15 protein-coding genes are annotated in these 16,100 nt (G+C 72.8%); all 15 read left to right on the top strand.

Features of this window, described 5'->3' with window-relative positions:
* The first annotated feature begins 189 nt into the window (after positions 1-189).
* Positions 190-1,263: a nitronate monooxygenase gene (locus GPA10_RS06285; protein WP_157164558.1), complete on the top strand. Its 1,074-nt coding sequence runs from the start codon at positions 190-192 to the stop codon at positions 1,261-1,263.
* Positions 1,260-2,024 (top strand): 16S rRNA (uracil(1498)-N(3))-methyltransferase, encoded by a 765-nt coding sequence (locus GPA10_RS06280; RefSeq protein ID WP_343040403.1) that lies wholly within the window; start codon positions 1,260-1,262, stop codon positions 2,022-2,024. Before GPA10_RS06285 ends, GPA10_RS06280 begins: the two co-directional genes overlap by 4 nt.
* 70 nt (positions 2,025-2,094) lie before the next feature.
* Entirely contained in the window at positions 2,095-2,496 is a 402-nt protein-coding gene (locus GPA10_RS06275) for a VOC family protein (protein ID WP_343040402.1), read from the top strand.
* 93 nt (positions 2,497-2,589) lie between these two features.
* Positions 2,590-3,384 carry a hypothetical protein gene (locus tag GPA10_RS06270; protein ID WP_157164557.1) on the top strand — a complete coding sequence of 265 codons (795 nt, stop codon included), beginning with the start codon at positions 2,590-2,592 and terminating at the stop codon, positions 3,382-3,384.
* Between the two features lie 45 nt (positions 3,385-3,429).
* Positions 3,430-6,690: a S41 family peptidase gene (locus GPA10_RS06265; RefSeq protein WP_343040401.1), complete on the top strand. Its 3,261-nt coding sequence runs from the start codon at positions 3,430-3,432 to the stop codon at positions 6,688-6,690.
* A gap of 120 nt (positions 6,691-6,810) precedes the next feature.
* Positions 6,811-7,164, top strand: coding sequence for a histidine triad nucleotide-binding protein (locus GPA10_RS06260; protein ID WP_058845669.1), 354 nt, complete (start codon positions 6,811-6,813; stop codon positions 7,162-7,164).
* A 15-nt stretch (positions 7,165-7,179) separates the two neighbouring features.
* Positions 7,180-8,088: a ribonuclease Z gene (locus GPA10_RS06255; protein WP_157164556.1), complete on the top strand. Its 909-nt coding sequence runs from the start codon at positions 7,180-7,182 to the stop codon at positions 8,086-8,088.
* A 42-nt stretch (positions 8,089-8,130) separates the two neighbouring features.
* Complete coding sequence (locus tag GPA10_RS06250) at positions 8,131-9,132, top strand: adenosine deaminase (protein WP_058845667.1); 1,002 nt, start codon at positions 8,131-8,133, stop codon at positions 9,130-9,132.
* 229 nt (positions 9,133-9,361) lie between these two features.
* Positions 9,362-10,501, top strand: a complete 1,140-nt coding sequence (locus GPA10_RS06245) for a carbohydrate kinase family protein (RefSeq protein WP_157164555.1) — start codon at positions 9,362-9,364, stop codon at positions 10,499-10,501.
* A 163-nt stretch (positions 10,502-10,664) separates the two neighbouring features.
* Positions 10,665-11,738 (top strand): PhoH family protein, encoded by a 1,074-nt coding sequence (locus GPA10_RS06240; protein WP_058845665.1) that lies wholly within the window; start codon positions 10,665-10,667, stop codon positions 11,736-11,738.
* Between the two features lie 12 nt (positions 11,739-11,750).
* A complete protein-coding gene (ybeY, locus tag GPA10_RS06235; protein WP_016641547.1) occupies positions 11,751-12,248 on the top strand; it encodes an rRNA maturation RNase YbeY in 498 nt (165 codons plus the stop codon).
* 4 nt (positions 12,249-12,252) lie between these two features.
* Positions 12,253-13,560: a hemolysin family protein gene (locus GPA10_RS06230; protein WP_058845664.1), complete on the top strand. Its 1,308-nt coding sequence runs from the start codon at positions 12,253-12,255 to the stop codon at positions 13,558-13,560.
* Positions 13,557-13,922, top strand: a complete 366-nt coding sequence (locus GPA10_RS06225; protein ID WP_157164554.1) for an MmcQ/YjbR family DNA-binding protein — start codon at positions 13,557-13,559, stop codon at positions 13,920-13,922. Before GPA10_RS06230 ends, GPA10_RS06225 begins: the two co-directional genes overlap by 4 nt.
* Positions 13,923-13,966: 44 nt before the next feature.
* Complete coding sequence (locus tag GPA10_RS06220; protein WP_058845662.1) at positions 13,967-14,320, top strand: cytidine/deoxycytidylate deaminase family protein; 354 nt, start codon at positions 13,967-13,969, stop codon at positions 14,318-14,320.
* 799 nt (positions 14,321-15,119) lie between these two features.
* Complete coding sequence (gene era, locus GPA10_RS06215; RefSeq protein WP_198351516.1) at positions 15,120-16,082, top strand: GTPase Era; 963 nt, start codon at positions 15,120-15,122, stop codon at positions 16,080-16,082.
* Positions 16,083-16,100 lie beyond the last annotated feature (18 nt).

Here is a 16,100-nt window from a genome sequence, read left to right as displayed (position 1 = left end):
CCCGGCGGTGGAACTGTGCCCACCCGTTCCGCCCCTGGCGGACCAGTTGCCCACAGCGGGGGGCGGGAAATAAGGGTGGGTGGGTGGGGGAACCCGCCGCGGTAGCGGTGGGACAGTGCGGGGCGGGGCCGGGCGGTGCAGGCGTGGCCCCGGCACAAGGCGCCCCGCCAGACGTGGCACGATGCCGGTATGTCCTCCGCGTTCACCGATCTCTGTCGCTATCCGATCGTGCAGGCCCCGATGGCGGGCGGGGCCTCGACGCCGCAGCTCGTGGCGGCCGTGTCCGAGGCCGGGGGGCTCGGGTGTCTCGCCGCCGGGTACAAAACCGCCGACGGCATGTACCAGGAGATCAAACAGGTGCGCGGCCTGACGTCGCGCCCGTTCGGCGTGAACCTGTTCATGCCGCAGCCCGAGTACGCCGACCCGGCCGCCGTGGAGGTCTACCGCAACCAGCTCGCGGGCGAGGCCACCTGGTACGAGACGCAGCTCGGCGAGACCGACGGCAAGCGGGACGACGGCTACGAAGCCAAGCTGGCGATCCTGCTCGACGACCCGGTGCCGCTGGTGTCGTTCACGTTCGGCTGCCCCACCCGGGAGGTCGTCCAGGCCTTCGACCGGGCAGGCACCCGCACGGTCGTCACCGTCACCACGCCGGAGGAGGCGCAGGCGGCCCAGCGGGCGGGCGCCGACGCCGTCTGCGTCCAGGGCATCGAGGCCGGCGGCCACCAGGGCACGCACCGCGACAACCCGGAGACGGACAGCGCGGGCCTCGGCCTGCTCAGCCTGATCACGCAGGTCCGCGAGGCCGTCCAGCTCCCCGTGGTCGCGGCGGGCGGCCTGATGCGCGGCGGCCAGATCGCCGCCGTCCTCGCCGCGGGCGCCGACCTCGCGCAGCTCGGCACCGCGTTCCTGGTCACCCCGGAGTCCGGCGCGCAGCCCCTGCACAAGCAGGCCATGACGAATCCGCTGTTCGTGCACACGGAGCTGACCCGGGCCTTCTCCGGCCGCCCCGCGCGCGGCCTGGTGAACCGCTTCATGCGCGAGCACGGCCCGTACGCCCCGGCGGCGTACCCGCAGGTGCACTATCTGACGGCAGGGCTGCGCAAGGCCGCGGCGAAGGCCGGTGACCCGCAGGCCATGGCGCTGTGGGCGGGCCAGGGGCACCGCCTCGCACGGGAGCTGCCCGCCGCGCAGCTCATGGAGGTCCTGGTGGCCGAGCTAGACGAGGCGAAGGCGGCGTTCGCCGCGCGGGGTGCGGAGTGACAGCCCCGGTCTTCGTCGTCGAGGACTTCGGGGACTCCGGGGACTTCGGTCCGGCCGCCGACGGCCGGTACGTCCTGGAGGGGCCCGAGGGGCGGCACGCCGTGTCCGTGAAGCGGCTGCGGGCGGGCGAGGACGTGGTCCTCACCGACGGGTCCGGGCGGTGGGCGCCGGGCGTCGTCGCCGCCACCGAGGGCAAGGACCGCCTGGTCGTGACCCTCGGCGAGGGCGGGGTGCGCGAGGAACCCGCGGAGTCCCCGCGGATCACCGTCGTGCAGGCCCTGCCCAAGGGCGACCGCGGGGAGCTGGCCGTGGAGACCATGACCGAGACCGGTGTGGACGCCGTCGTGCCGTGGGCCGCGGCCCGCTGCGTCACGCAGTGGAAGGGCGAGCGCGGCCAGAAGGCGCTCGGCAAGTGGCGGGCGACGGCACGCGAGGCGGGCAAGCAGTCGCGGCGCGTGCGCTTCCCCGAGGTCGCCGAGCTCGCGACGACCAAGCAGGTCGCCGCGCTCCTCGCGGGCGCGGACTTCGCCGCGGTCCTGCACGAGGAGGGCAGCGAGCCGCTGGCCACCGCCGAGCTGCCCGCCGCCGGACACCTCGTCCTCGTCGTCGGCCCCGAGGGCGGCGTGTCCCCGGACGAACTTGCGGCGTTCGCGCAGGCGGGTGCCGGTCCCCACCGGCTCGGGCGTAGCGTGTTGCGCACGTCGACCGCGGGCACCGCGGCGGCGGCCCTGCTCCTCGGCCGGACGGGACGCTGGTCCTGACCCGCCCCGCCCCCGGCCGCGCCCGCACGGTGAGCGCCCCGGCCTGCCGCCCGTACCGAAAGGCACCCCCGTGGAATTCGTCCAGGTCCGCCTGCTCGTCACGGACTTCCCCGCCTGCTACCGCTTCTACGCCGACGTCCTCGGCCTGAAGCCACAGTCGGGCGCCGAGCACGGCCCGTACGAGAAGTTCAGCCCCACCGCGGGCTCCACGGGCATCGCCCTCCAGGACCGGACGGTGATGGCCGAACTCCTCGGTGAGCTCGCCGAGTCGGCGACCGGCCACCGCTCCCTGGTGGTCCTGCGCGTCGACGACCTGGACGCGTACTGCGCACAGATCACCGACCGCGGCGCGGACCTCGTGCACGGGCCCGCGCCGCTCGCGGACCGGATGCGGGTCGCCCACCTCAAGGACCCCGAGGGCAACCTCGTGGAGATCCAGGAGTGGCTCCTGCTGCGCACCGACCGGGCGTGACAGGCCCTCGTACGAGCCTGACAAGCCCTGGAACCGGACATATGTCCGCGGGCGGTCTACCGGTATGACGCACACAGTGGCACCCTCACGCGCATGGGGGCATTGAGGCGATTACCGGCAGCGCCGCGGCGGGCTCTGCTCGCGTTCGGAGTCGTGGCCGCGGCCGGTGCGGGCCTGGCCGGTTGTGACCCGGTCGAGGGCAACATGAGCACGTCCGCCGTCGCGATCACCACCGACAAGACGGCCACCCGCGAACTGGAGCGGCAGCACGCCAAGGTGGACTGGCTGACCTGCCACGCCTCGTACGTCGGCAAGGACAAGGAGGCGGGCGATTCCGACGAGAAGCGCAAGGCCGAGGTCGACTGCCGGGGCCAGACCGCGGAGGACAAGGTCATCACCGTACGGGGCCGGGTCACGGACGTCACCAACGGCGCCTGCGTACGCGGGAATCTGACCGCGAAGATCGACGGCGAGGAGTGGTTCCGCGTCGACGTCCTGGGCAACTGCGACCGCGACAAGGACGACAGCGACCAGGGCGGCCAGGACGACGGCAACCAGCACGACGACAGCCGGGACGACGGCGACCAAGGCGGCCAGAGGGACGGCGGTCAGGACAACGGCGGTCAGGACAGAGGCGATCAGGACAACAGCGGCCAGGACGACCAGCACGACGGCAACCAGGACGACGGCGACCAGCACGACGGCAACCAGCACGACGGCGACCAGGACGGCAGCCGTCAGGATGACGGGAACGGAAACGGCGACGACGGCCACGATGACGGCGGGAAGGACGAGCGCGCCGACAACGCCGGTCACGACGAGTCCGATCCGGCGCCCACCGCCACCGTCACGGTGACCGCGGGCCCCGGCCAAGAATCGGGCAAGTGATCCAAAGCGCCCCCGCCCCGCGCGGCGGCTGCTTAGGCTGACCTTGTGACGCAGCCTTCCTACCTCCGGTTTCCGCATCTGAGCGGCGAGTTGCTCGCCTTCACCGCTGAGGACGACGTCTGGGTCGCCCCACTCGACGGGGGCCGCGCCTGGCGGGTCAGCGCCGACAACGTCCCCGTGAACCAGCCCCGCGTCTCCCCGGACGGCACCAGCGTCGCCTGGACGTCGACGCGGGACGGTGCCCCCGAGGTGCATGTGGCGCCCGTGTCCGGCGGGCCCGCCAGGCGCCTGACGTACTGGGGCGGTTGGCGGACCATGGTGCGCGGCTGGACGCCCGACGGGCGGGTCCTCGCGATCAGCACGCACGGCCAGGCCTCGACGCGCCGCACCCGGGCGTACGCGGTGCCGCTCGACGGCGGCCCCGCGGAGCTGCTGCCGTACGGCCTGGTCGGGGACGCCGCGCACGGCCCCGAAGGGCAGGTCCTGCTGCTCTCCGCGCCGATGGGCCGCGAGGCGGCCTGGTGGAAGCGGTACCGGGGCGGCACGGCGGGCAAGCTGTGGATCAGGAACACCGCCCCCGACGACACCGAGGGGGCGTTCGTCCGCGTTCACGAAGACCTCGACGGAAACATCGAGTACCCCCTGTGGGTCGGTGACCGCATCGCCTTCCTCAGTGACCACGAGGACGTCGGCGCCCTCTACTCCTCGCTGCCCGACGGCACCGACCTGCGCCGGCACACGCCCCTCGACGGGTTCTACGCCCGGCACGCGGCCACCGACGGCACCCGCGTGACGTACGCGTCCGCGGGTGAACTCTGGCTCCTCGACGACCTCGTGGACGCCGAGCCGCGCCGCTTGGACATCCCGCTCGGCGGGCAGCGCACCGACCTGCAACCGCACCCCGTGAACGCCGCCCGCTGGTTCGGGGCCGCCGCCCCGGACCACACCGGGCGCGGCAGCGCCGTCGCCGTGCGGGGCGCCGTGCACTGGGTCACGCACCGCGAGGGCCCCGCCCGTACGCTCGCCGCGGCGCCCGGCGTCCGGGCCCGGCTGCCCCGCACGTTCCGCGTGGACGGCGAGGAGCACGTGGTGTGGGTGACGGACGCGGAGGGCGACGACGCCCTGGAGTTCGCGCCCGCCACCGGCCTCGCGCCCGGCGCCACGCCCCGGCGGCTCGCGGCCGGTCAGCTCGGCCGGGTCCTCGCGCTCGCCATGGCGCCCGACGGCAGCCGCGCCGCCGTCGCCGCGCACGACGGGCGGGTCCTGATCGTGGAGCGCGAGAGCGGCGAGGTGCGCGAGGTGGACCGCGCCGAGCACGGCGAGGCCACCGGTCTGGTCTTCTCGCCCGACTCCGGCTGGCTCGCCTGGTCGCACCCGGGGCCGCGCCCGCTGCGCCAGCTCAAGCTCGCCAACACCGCCGACCTGTCGGTGTCGGACGCCACCCAGCTGCGGTTCCGGGACTACAGCCCGGCGTTCACCCTCGACGGCAAGCACCTGGCGTTCCTGTCCGCGCGGGCCTTCGACCCGGTCTACGACGACCACGTCTTCGACCTCGCCTTCGTCGGCGGCGCCCGCCCGCACCTCATCACGCTCGCGGCCACCACGCCCTCGCCGTTCGGCCCGCAGCGGCACGGCAGGCCCTTCGACGCCGCGGAGCTCTCGGGGGGCGGGCACGCCGAGACGCCCGACAGCGAGGGCACCCCCGCCACCCGCGTCGACCTGGACGGCCTCGCCGAGCGCGTCGTGCCCTTCCCCGTGGAGGCCGCCCGCTACTCCACGCTCAGAGCCGCCAAGGACGGCCTCCTCTGGCTGCGCCACCCCGTGCGCGGCGTGCTCGGCGCGTCCCGCGCCACCCCGGCGGACCCCGACCCCAGCTCGGAGCTGGAGCGCTACGACTTCGGCCAGCGCCGCGTCGACGAACTCTGCGGCGACGCCGACCACTTCGCGGTCACCGGCGACGGCAAGCGGGTGCTGCTGTGGGCGGGCGGCAAACTGAAGGTGGTGCCGAGCGACCGCCGTGCCTCCGCCGACGAGGACAGCGACACGAACATCACCGTCGACCTCGGCCGCGTACGCCAGTACGTCGACCCGGCCGCGGAGTGGCGGCAGATGTACGACGAGGCGGGCCGCCTCATGCGGGACAACTTCTGGCGGCCCGACATGGGCGGCGTCGACTGGGACGGCGTCCTCGCGCGCTACCGGCCCGTGCTCGCCCGGGTCGCCACCCACGACGACCTGGTGGACCTGCTGTGGGAGGTGCAGGGCGAGCTGGGCACCTCGCACGCCTATGTCTTCCCGCGCGGCGGCTGGGGCGCCGCGAGCACCCGGCAGGGGCTGCTCGGCGCGGACATCGCACGCGGCGACGACGGCCTGTGGCGCGTCGACAGGGTCCTGCCGACCGAGACGTCCGACCCGGCCGCGCGCTCGCCCCTCGCCGCGCCCGGCGTGGCCGTGCGGGCGGGCGACGCGATCCTCGCCGTCGGCGGGCGGCCCGTCGACCCGGTGACGGGGCCGGGACCGCTCCTCGTCGGCACCGCGGACAAGCCGGTGGAGCTGACCGTGTCCCCGGCGGGCGGCGGCGACCTGCGGCACGCCGTCGTCGTCCCCGTGGACGACGAGGAGCCGCTGCGCTACCACGCGTGGGTCGCCGACCGGCGGGCCTACGTCCACGAGCGCTCCGGCGGCCGCCTCGGCTATCTGCACGTACCGGACATGCAGGCGCCCGGCTGGGCGCAGATCCACCGCGACCTGCGGATCGAGGTGGCCCGCGAGGGCCTGGTCGTGGACGTCAGGGAGAACCGCGGCGGCCACACCTCGCAGCTCGTCGTGGAGAAGCTGGCGCGCCGTGTCGTCGGCTGGGACCTGCCGCGCGGCTCGGGCCCGCTCAGCTATCCCGGGGACGCGCCGCGCGGGCCCGTCGTGGCCGTGGCGAACGAGTTCTCCGGGTCCGACGGCGACATCGTGAACGCCGCGATCAAGGCGCTCGGCATCGGGCCCGTGGTCGGCACCCGTACGTGGGGCGGCGTCGTCGGCATCGACAGCAGGTACCACCTGGTCGACGGGACGCTGGTGACCCAGCCCAAGTACGCGTTCTGGATGGACGGCGTGGAGTGGGCCGTGGAGAACTACGGCGTCGACCCCGACATCGAGGTCGTGGCCACCCCCGACGACCTCGCCGCCGGGCGCGACCCCCAACTCGACGAGGCGGTACGGGTCGCGCTCGCCGCCCTGGAGGAGACCCCGGCGAAGACCCCGCCGCCGGTGCCGGGCGCGGCTCCGGACACCGGCGCGGACCGGCCCGCGTAGCAGGGCCGGGACCCCGGTCCGGTCGGCAGGACACGGACGGGCCCCGGCCACCCGGATAGCATGCGACGGTATCGATCAACGACCGATCAGTGACCGATCAGTGACCCAGGAGGGCGCCCCATGGCGGGAGAACCGCAGGCCGACTGCCTGTTCTGCAAGATCGTCGCCAAGGAGGTGCCTGCGACCGTCGTACGGGAGACGGAGACCACCCTCGCCTTCCGCGACATCAACCCGCAGGCGCCGACGCACGTCCTGGTGATCCCCAAGGTGCACCACCCGGACGCCGCCTCGCTCGCCGCCGCCGAGCCGGAGATCGCCGCCGACGTGCTGCGCGAGGCCGGTGAGGTCGCCGCCCAGGAGCAGTCGGACAGCTACCGCATCGTCTTCAACACCGGCACCGGCGCCGGCCAGACCGTCTTCCACGCGCACGCCCACGTCCTCGGCGGCCGCGGCCTCCAGTGGCCGCCCGGCTGACCGGGACAGTTTCCTTTGTCCGTACGTGAACTGGTGGTGCTCGGCACCGCCAGCCAGGTCCCGACCCGGCAGCGCAACCACAACGGGTACGTCCTGCTCTGGGACGGCGAGGGCATCCTCTTCGACCCGGGCGAGGGCACGCAGCGGCAGATGCTGCGTGCCTCCGTCGCCGCGCACGACCTGAACCGCATCTGCGTCACCCACTTCCACGGGGACCACAGCCTGGGCCTCGCGGGCGTCGTCCAGCGCATCAACCTGGACCGGGTGCCGCACCCCGTGACCGCCCACTACCCGGCTTCCGGGCAGCGCTTCTTCGACCGTCTGCGGTACGCGACCGCCTACCGCGAGACGGTCGACCTGGTGCAGGCGCCGGTGGCCGCCGACGGTGTCCTCGCGACCACGCCGAAGTACCGTCTGGAGGCCGCGCGGCTCTCCCACCCGGTGGAGTCGTTCGGCTACCGCCTGGTCGAGCCCGACGGGCGGCGCATCCTGCCCGCGCTGCTCGCCGAACACGGCGTCAAGGGACCCGACGTCGGTGTCCTCCAGCGCGAAGGGCGTCTGCGCGGCATCACCCTCGACCAGGTGAGCGAGGTGCGGCGCGGGCAGCGGTTCGCCTTCGTGATGGACACCCGGCTGTGCGAGGGCGTGCACGCCCTCGCCGAGGGCTGCGACATGCTCGTCATCGAGTCGACCTTCCTCGACGAGGACCACAGGCTCGCCTCCGACCACGGCCACCTCACCGCGGGGCAGGCCGCCGCAGCGGCCCGGGACGCCGGTGTCCGGCACCTGGTGCTCACGCACTTCAGCCAGCGGTACGCCGACCCCGCCGTCTTCGAACAGCAGGCGCGCGCCGCCGGTTTCGTGGGCCGGCTCACCGTGGCACGCGACCTGGACCGGATCCCGCTGCCCAAGCGCAACGCCTGAACCGCCCCCGGTTCGGGCCCGAACAGAGAACAGAAGCACCACATGCACCTCCCCAAAGCCGAACTCCACCTGCACATCGAAGGCACCCTGGAGCCCGAGCTGGCTTTCGAGCTGGCCGCGCGCAACGGCATCACCCTCGCGTACGCCGACACCGAACAGCTCCGCAAGGCCTATCTCTTCGACGACCTCCAGTCCTTCCTCGACCTCTACTACGGCCTGATGGCGGTGCTGCGCACCGAGGAGGACTTCGAGGAGCTCGCGGACGCCTACCTCGCGCGGGCCGCCGCCCAGGGCGTGCGGCACGCGGAGATCTTCTTCGACCCGCAGGCCCACACCGCGCGCGGCGTCCCCTTCGCCACGGTCGTGGAGGGCCTCGGCCGCGCCCTGGACCGCAGTGAGGAGCGGCACGGCGTCAGCACCCGCCTCATCATGTGCTTCCTGCGCGACCAGTCCGCCGAGTCGGCCATGGCGACTCTGGAGGCCGCGAAGCCGCATCTGCACCGGATCACCGGCGTCGGCCTGGACTCGGCCGAGGTGGGCCACCCGCCGGCCAAGTTCGCGGCCGTGTACGAGGCCGCGGGCGCGCTCGGCCTGCGCAAGGTGGCGCACGCCGGTGAGGAGGGCCCGGCCGCCTATGTGCGCGAGGCCCTGGACGTGCTCGGCGTCGAGCGGATCGACCACGGCCTGCGCTGCGTGGAGGACCCCGATCTCGTGGAGCGCCTGGTGCGGGAGCGGGTGCCGCTCACACTGTGCCCGCTGTCGAACGTGCGGCTGCGCGCCGTCGACGTCCTGGCGGAGCACCCGCTGCCGCGGATGATGGCCGCCGGGCTGCTCTGCACCGTCAACTCCGACGACCCGGCCTACTTCGGCGGCTACGCGGGCGACAACTTCCTCGCCGTCCAGGAGGCCCTCGGCCTGCACCAGGAGCAGCTGCGCGAGCTGGCGAGGAACTCCTTCGAGGCGGCGTTCCTGGACGGCGGGCCCGAGGAGGAGGCGCTGCGGGCGCGGTATCTGGCGGAGGTCGCGGCGTACACGTTCCCGTAGCCGGGTTCCGTGGCGGGCGCGTCCGGGGGTGCCGCTCGCCACGAACCTGTGCGTCACGACGTTCGCGGAGACACCGGAGGCCTTCGCGAGCGCGCCGTGCAGGTCGTGCTCTGCGACCGCCACCACTGAGGCGGACCGCGCGCGCAGGATCGATCCGGAGTGGACAACTCCGCTCGTGCCCCGCTGGTAGCGGCTCGGTCCTGACGGGGGCCTGGGTTACGTTGCCTCCATGGCTGTACCACCAGGCGCACCCCAGCACACTCCCGCCGCGGGCACGGAGACCCTCGTCGATCCACTGGCGTCGGCGCGCAGGGCGGGCGACCCGCCGTGCGACGTGTACCTCACCGGGACGGTCTTCCTCGACATCATCTTCACCGGCCTCGACTCGGCACCCGTGCGCGGCACCGAGTCCTGGGCGCGCGGCATGGGATCGAGCCCCGGCGGGGTGGCCAACATGGCCACCGCCCTGGCCCGCCTCGGCCTGCACACCTCCCTGGCCGCGGCCTTCGGGGACGACCACTACGGGGAGTACTGCTGGGACGCCCTGGAGCACGGCGAGGGCATCGACCTGTCCTCGTCACGGACCGTTCCCGGCTGGCACTCCCCGGTGACGGTCTCCATGGCGTACGAGGGCGAACGGACCATGATCAGCCACGGGCACGAGCCGCCGTTCGACGCCGCGTCGCCCGACGGCTCCACGCCCACCTGCCCGCCACGCGCGCGTGCCGCCGTCGCCTCCCTCGAACCCGGCGTCCGGGCACCGTGGATCGCGACGGTGGCAGGACGCGGCACCCGGATCTTCGCCGACGTGGGCTGGGACGACTCCGGGCGCTGGGACCTCGCGGCCCTGCCCGACCTCGCGCACTGCGAGGCGTTCCTGCCGAACGCGCAGGAGGCCATGCGGTACACCGGCACGACCTGCCCGCGTGCCGCCGCGCACGCGCTGACCGAGCATGTGCCGGTGGCCGTGGTGACCCTCGGCTCCGAAGGGGCGTACGCGGTGGACGGGCGCACCGGCGAGACCGCGTCCGTGCCCGCCATCGAGGTGGCGGCGCTCGACCCCACCGGCGCCGGGGACGTGTTCGTGGCGGGCTTCGTGACCGGCACCCTCGCCGGGTGGCCGCTCGCCGACCGGCTCGCCTTCGCCGGTCTGACCGCGGCGCTCTCCGTGCAGGAGTTCGGCGGATCCCTGTCGGCGCCCGGCTGGGCGGAGGTCGGCGCGTGGTGGCGGCGCGTGTGCGAGGTCGACGAGCAGGACCCCGTGGCCCTCGGGCGCTACGCGTTCCTGGAGGCCCTGCTGCCCGAGACGGCCCGACCCTGGCCGCTGCGCCGGGCAGTGCCCACGATCGGCTTCGGCAGGTCGCTGTAGCGTCCGGACCGGGGCTCCCACCTGGGGCGGGTGCGGCGGGGAAGGGCGGCCGGGAAAAGGGCTTAGGGCTTGTCAGTGGCCCGTCGTACCCTTGGCAGTGCAGGACGCCGCTCCCCGGCGAGCCCCGTGACGAGGAGGATGAGCAGGCCTTCAGAGCCGGCCCATGACGCAGACACCGACAGCTCAGACCCCCGCGCAGCCGACCGCGCCCAAGTCCGCGAAGGCCCACTTCACCGTCCCGGCCAAGCACCCCATGGTGACGGTCCTGGGCTCCGGAGACGCGTTGCTGCGTGTGATCGAGACGGCCTTCCCGGCGGCCGACATCCACGTCCGGGGCAACGAGATCAGCGCGGTCGGAGACGCCCACGAAGTCGCCCTCATCCAGCGCCTGTTCGACGAGATGATGCTGGTGCTCCGCACCGGGCAGCCGATGACGGAGGACGCAGTGGAACGCTCGATCGCCATGCTCCGGGCGGACGACGCAGGAGAGGCCGACGGCCAGGAGACCCCGGCCGAGGTCCTCACGCAGAACATCCTCTCCTCGCGCGGGCGCACCATCCGCCCCAAGACCCTCAACCAGAAGCGGTACGTCGACGCGATCGACAAGCACACGATCGTGTTCGGCATCGGCCCCGCCGGTACCGGCAAGACGTATCTCGCCATGGCCAAGGCGGTCCAGGCCCTACAGTCCAAGCAGGTCAACCGCATCATCCTGACCCGCCCCGCGGTGGAGGCCGGCGAGCGCCTCGGCTTCCTGCCCGGCACGCTCTACGAGAAGATCGACCCGTATCTGCGCCCGTTGTACGACGCGCTGCACGACATGCTCGACCCCGACTCCATCCCGCGCCTGATGGCCGCGGGCACCATCGAGGTCGCCCCGCTCGCGTACATGCGCGGCAGGACGCTGAACGACGCGTTCATCATCCTGGACGAGGCGCAGAACACGAACCCCGAGCAGATGAAGATGTTCCTCACCCGCCTCGGCTTCGAATCGAAGATCGTGATCACGGGCGACGTCACACAGATCGACCTGCCGAACGGCACGAAGTCGGGCCTGCGCCAGGTCCAGGACATCCTGGACGGCGTTCCCGATGTGCACTTCTCGCGGCTCACGTCCTCCGATGTCGTACGGCACAAGCTCGTCGGCCGTATCGTCGACGCGTACGAGAAGTACGACAACGAGAACGGCACGGAGAACGGCTCGCACGCCACCCGCGGCCGGTCCAGAGGGAAGTAGCGGAACAGCACCATGGCGATCGACGTCAACAACGAATCCGGAACCGAGGTCGACGAGCAGGCGATCCTCGACATCGCCCGCTACGCCCTCGCGCGGATGCGGATCCACCCGCTCTCCGAGCTCTCGGTGATCGTCGTGGACGCCGGCGCCATGGAGCAGCTGCACATCCAGTGGATGGACCTGCCGGGCCCCACGGATGTGATGTCCTTCCCGATGGACGAGCTGCGCCCGCCCATGAAGGACGACGACGAGCCGCCGCAGGGCCTCCTCGGGGACATCGTGCTGTGCCCCGAGGTCGCCCTGAAGCAGGGCCAGGAGGCCCCGACGCAGCACTCCATGGACGAGGAGCTCCAGCTCCTCACCGTCCACGGAGTGCTGCACCTCCTCGGGTACGACCACGAGGAACCGGACGAGAAGGCAGAGATGTTCGGTCTTCAGGCGGCGATCGTCGACGGCTGGCGCGCGGAGCAGGGCCTGACCGGCCCGTCCCCGGCGCCGACCGTCTCGTGACGCCATGTCCTTCCAACTGATCGCCGGGGCCGTCGCCCTGATCGTGGTGGCCTGGCTCGCCGCCTGCGCGGAGGCGGGCATCGCCCGCGTCTCCAGCTTCCGGGCCGAGGAGTCCGTGCGCTCCGGGCGGCGCGGCAGCGCGAAGCTCGCGCAGGTCGCCGCCGACCCCACCCGCTATCTGAACGTGGCCCTGCTGGTGCGCGTGACGTGCGAGATGGCGGCCGCGGCCCTGGTGACGTACGCGTGCCTACAGGCCGTCGACACCACCTGGGAGGCGCTCGCCATCGCCATCGGCGTGATGGTGCTCGTCAGCTATGTCGCCGTCGGCGTGTCCCCGCGCACCATCGGCCGCCAGCACCCGCTGAACACGGCGACGGCCGCGGCGTACGTCCTGCTGCCGCTGGCCCGTGTCATGGGCCCCGTCCCGCCCCTGCTGATCCTCATCGGCAACGCGCTCACGCCCGGCAAGGGCTTCAGGCGCGGGCCCTTCGCCTCCGAGGCCGAGCTGCGGGCGATGGTCGACCTGGCCGAGAAGGAGTCCCTGATCGAGGACGAGGAGCGCCGCATGGTGCACTCCGTCTTCGAGCTCGGCGACACCCTGGTCCGCGAGGTCATGGTGCCGCGCACCGACCTGGTCTCCATCGAACGCTTCAAGACCGTCCGCCAGGCCCTGACCCTCGCCCTGCGCTCCGGGTTCTCCCGGATACCCGTGACCGGCGAGAGCGAGGACGATGTCGTCGGCATCGTGTATCTGAAGGACCTCGTCCGCAAGACCCACATCAACCGCGACGCCGAGAACGACCTGGTGTCGACGGCGATGCGGCCCGCCGCGTTCGTGCCCGACACGAAGAACGCCGGTGATCTGCTGCGCGAGATGCAGCAGGAGCGCAACCACGTCGCCGTCGTCATCGACGAGTACGGCGGCACGGCCGGCATCGTCACCATCGAGGACATCCTCGAGGAGATCGTCGGCGAGATCACCGACGAGTACGACCGTGAACTGCCGCCCGTCGAGGAGCTGGAGGGCGGCTGCCACCGCGTCACCGCCCGCCTCGACATCGGCGACCTCGGTGATCTCTACGGCCTTGAGGCCTACGACGACGAGGACGTGGAGACCGTCGGCGGGCTGCTCGCCAAGGCGCTCGGGCGGGTGCCGATCGCCGGGGCCTCGGCCGTGGTGGACCTGCCGGACGGCCGCGCCCTGAAGCTCACGGCCGAGGCGGCCGCCGGTCGGCGCAACAAGATCGTCACGGTGCTCGTGGAGCCGGTGCCGGGTGCCGGGGCCGGGCCGGAGGAGGGGGACGTGGCATGACTCCGCAGCGGCTGCGCGCCCTGTGCCTGTCGTTCGGCGACGCGGTGGAGGAGTTCCCGTTCGGCCCTGAGACCTCGGTCTTCAAGGTCGCTGGCAAGATCTTCGCCCTGTCCGCGCTGTCCGTACCGACGGGTGAGCCGCTGACCGTGAACCTCAAGTGCGACCCCGACCTCGCCGTGCAGCTGCGTGCCGCACACCCGGAGATCGTCCCCGGCTGGCACATGAACAAGCGCCACTGGAACACCGTGACGGTGTCCGGCTCCCTGCCCGACCGGCTGCTCCGTGAACTCGTCGAGGACTCCTACGACCTGGTGGTCGCGGGGCTGCCTCGCGCGCAGCGGCTCCGCCTGGACCGCCCGTAGGGGTGCGGTCCGGCGGGGGCCGCCGCGCTCCTTATGCTCGTGCCATGACTGAGCGCACCGACCTCGCTCCCGAGGACCAGAAGATCGTCACCCTTGCCCGTTCGGCCCGGGCCCGCAACGGTGTGCCCGAGGGGGCGGCGGTGCGGGACGAGACCGGCCGCACGTATGTCGCCGGGACCGTGTCCCTCGCCTCCCTCCAGCTGTCGGCCCTGCGGACCGCTGTGGCCATGGCTGTGGCGTCCGGGGCGGAGTCCCTTGAGGCGGCGGCCGTCGTCTCCGGGGAGGATGCGCTGTGCGCGGAGGATCTGGCCGCTGTGCGGGATCTTGGTGGGGTCGGTACGCCGGTGTTCCTCGCGGGGGCGGACGGCGTACTCCGGCTGCGCGCCGAGACCGCCTGAGCCCCGGGGCACCCGCCCCGAGGCCGCCTGAGTTCCCGGGGGCTCCGCCCTCCGCCAGCCCTCGTCCCGGTGCTCCGCGCCCCTCCAGCCCCCGTCCCGGTGCTCTGCGCCTCGCCCCCAGTCGCCGGGCGGGCTCTTCCCCACCCACCCGCCCTTTATCGCGCTAGCGCGCTCGTCCTCAATCGCCGGACGGGCTCTTTCTGACCGCCCTCCGGCAGATGCTCGCCGGGTGGATGGAAGCCGGGCGAGCTGAGATGCCTGCCGGGCGCCGGGTGGGCTGCGGTGCCCGCCGGGGCGGGTGGAAAGGGTGGGTGGGTGGGGAAAAAGCCCGTCCGGCGATTGAGGACGAGGGCCGGAGGCCCGAAAGCGGGGACAGGGGCGCAGCCCCAGAAGACGGGGGCTGCTCAGGGCGCCCGTGCCCGGATGTGTGGGGTAGGGGCGCAGCCCCGGAGGGTGGGGGCTGGTCAGGGCGCCCGTGCCCGGATGTGTGGGGTAGGGGCGCAGCCCCGGAGGGTGGGGGCTGCTCAGGGTGCCCGTGCCCGGAAGTGTGGGGTAGGGGCGCAGCCCCGGAGGGCGGGGGCTGCTCAAGGTGTCCGTTCGCGGTCGGCCGGAAGGGGCGCAGCCCCGGATGGTGGTGGGCTGTGCAGGGCGTTCGTGGGCGGGAAGCGTGGGGCGAGGGCGCAGCCTCGGAAGGTGGCGGCTGCTCTGGGTGTTCGGGCCGGGAAGAGCGGGGGAGGGGCCCAGCCCAAGAAGACGGGGGAGGGGTTCTAGGCGTCCGCGCCCGAAAAGATCAGGGAGAATGGGGCGCATGAGCGTGCGTACCCAGTCATCCCAGCCGTCCGAGCAGGCCGCCCACCGCGCCGGTTTCGCCTGCTTCGTCGGTCGCCCCAACGCGGGCAAGTCCACCCTCACGAACGCTCTGGTCGGCAAGAAGGTGGCGATCACCTCGAACCGGCCGCAGACGACCCGGCACACCGTACGCGGCATCGTGCACCGCCCCGACGCGCAGCTGATCCTGGTGGACACCCCGGGGCTCCACAAGCCGCGCACGCTGCTCGGCGAGCGGCTGAACGACGTGGTGCGCACCACGTGGGCCGAGGTCGACGTCATCGGTTTCTGTCTGCCCGCGAACGAGAAGCTCGGCCCCGGTGACCGGTTCATCGCCAAGGAACTGGCGTCGATCAAGAAGTCGCCGAAGGTGGCGATCATCACGAAGACCGACCTGGTGGACAGCAAGACGCTCGCCGAGCAGCTGATCGCCGTCGACCAGCTCGGCAAGGAGCTGGGCTTCGAGTGGGCCGAGATCGTGCCGGTCTCGGCGGTCGGCGAGACCCAGGTCGACCTGCTCGCGGACCTCCTCGTGCCGCTGCTGCCCGAGGGCCCCGCGCTCTATCCGGAGGGCGACCTCACGGACGAGCCCGAGCAGGTCATGGTGGCCGAGCTGATCCGTGAGGCGGCGCTCGAAGGCGTACGGGACGAGCTGCCGCACTCCATCGCGGTGGTCGTCGAGGAGATGCTGCCCCGCGAGGACCGGCCCGCCGACAAGCCGCTCCTGGACATCCACGCCTTCGTCTACATCGAGCGGCCCAGCCAGAAGGGGATCATCATCGGCCCCAAGGGCAAGCGGCTCAAGGACGTGGGGATCAAGTCCCGCAAGCAGATCGAGGCGCTCCTCGGCACGCCCGTCTACCTCGACCTGCATGTGAAGGTCGCCAAGGACTGGCAGCGCGACCCGCGCCAGCTCCGCAAGCTGGGCTTCTGACACATAGCCCCCGGCGCC

This window comes from Streptomyces typhae (assembly GCF_009755605.1).
GTDB lineage: Bacteria > Actinomycetota > Actinomycetes > Streptomycetales > Streptomycetaceae > Streptomyces > Streptomyces typhae.
This window is presented reverse-complemented; position numbering and strand designations above follow the sequence as displayed.

Coding starts and splice junctions, on each gene's coding strand:
- GPA10_RS06260 (WP_058845669.1), top strand. CDS start 6,811: ATGGCGGGAGAACCGCAGGCCGACTGCCTGTTCTGCAAGATCGTCGCC.
- GPA10_RS06240 (WP_058845665.1), top strand. CDS start 10,665: ATGACGCAGACACCGACAGCTCAGACCCCCGCGCAGCCGACCGCGCCC.
- GPA10_RS06245 (WP_157164555.1), top strand. CDS start 9,362: ATGGCTGTACCACCAGGCGCACCCCAGCACACTCCCGCCGCGGGCACG.
- GPA10_RS06225 (WP_157164554.1), top strand. CDS start 13,557: ATGACTCCGCAGCGGCTGCGCGCCCTGTGCCTGTCGTTCGGCGACGCG.
- GPA10_RS06230 (WP_058845664.1), top strand. CDS start 12,253: ATGTCCTTCCAACTGATCGCCGGGGCCGTCGCCCTGATCGTGGTGGCC.
- GPA10_RS06220 (WP_058845662.1), top strand. CDS start 13,967: ATGACTGAGCGCACCGACCTCGCTCCCGAGGACCAGAAGATCGTCACC.
- GPA10_RS06285 (WP_157164558.1), top strand. CDS start 190: ATGTCCTCCGCGTTCACCGATCTCTGTCGCTATCCGATCGTGCAGGCC.
- GPA10_RS06250 (WP_058845667.1), top strand. CDS start 8,131: ATGCACCTCCCCAAAGCCGAACTCCACCTGCACATCGAAGGCACCCTG.
- GPA10_RS06270 (WP_157164557.1), top strand. CDS start 2,590: ATGGGGGCATTGAGGCGATTACCGGCAGCGCCGCGGCGGGCTCTGCTC.
- era (WP_198351516.1), top strand. CDS start 15,120: ATGGGGCGCATGAGCGTGCGTACCCAGTCATCCCAGCCGTCCGAGCAG.
- ybeY (WP_016641547.1), top strand. CDS start 11,751: ATGGCGATCGACGTCAACAACGAATCCGGAACCGAGGTCGACGAGCAG.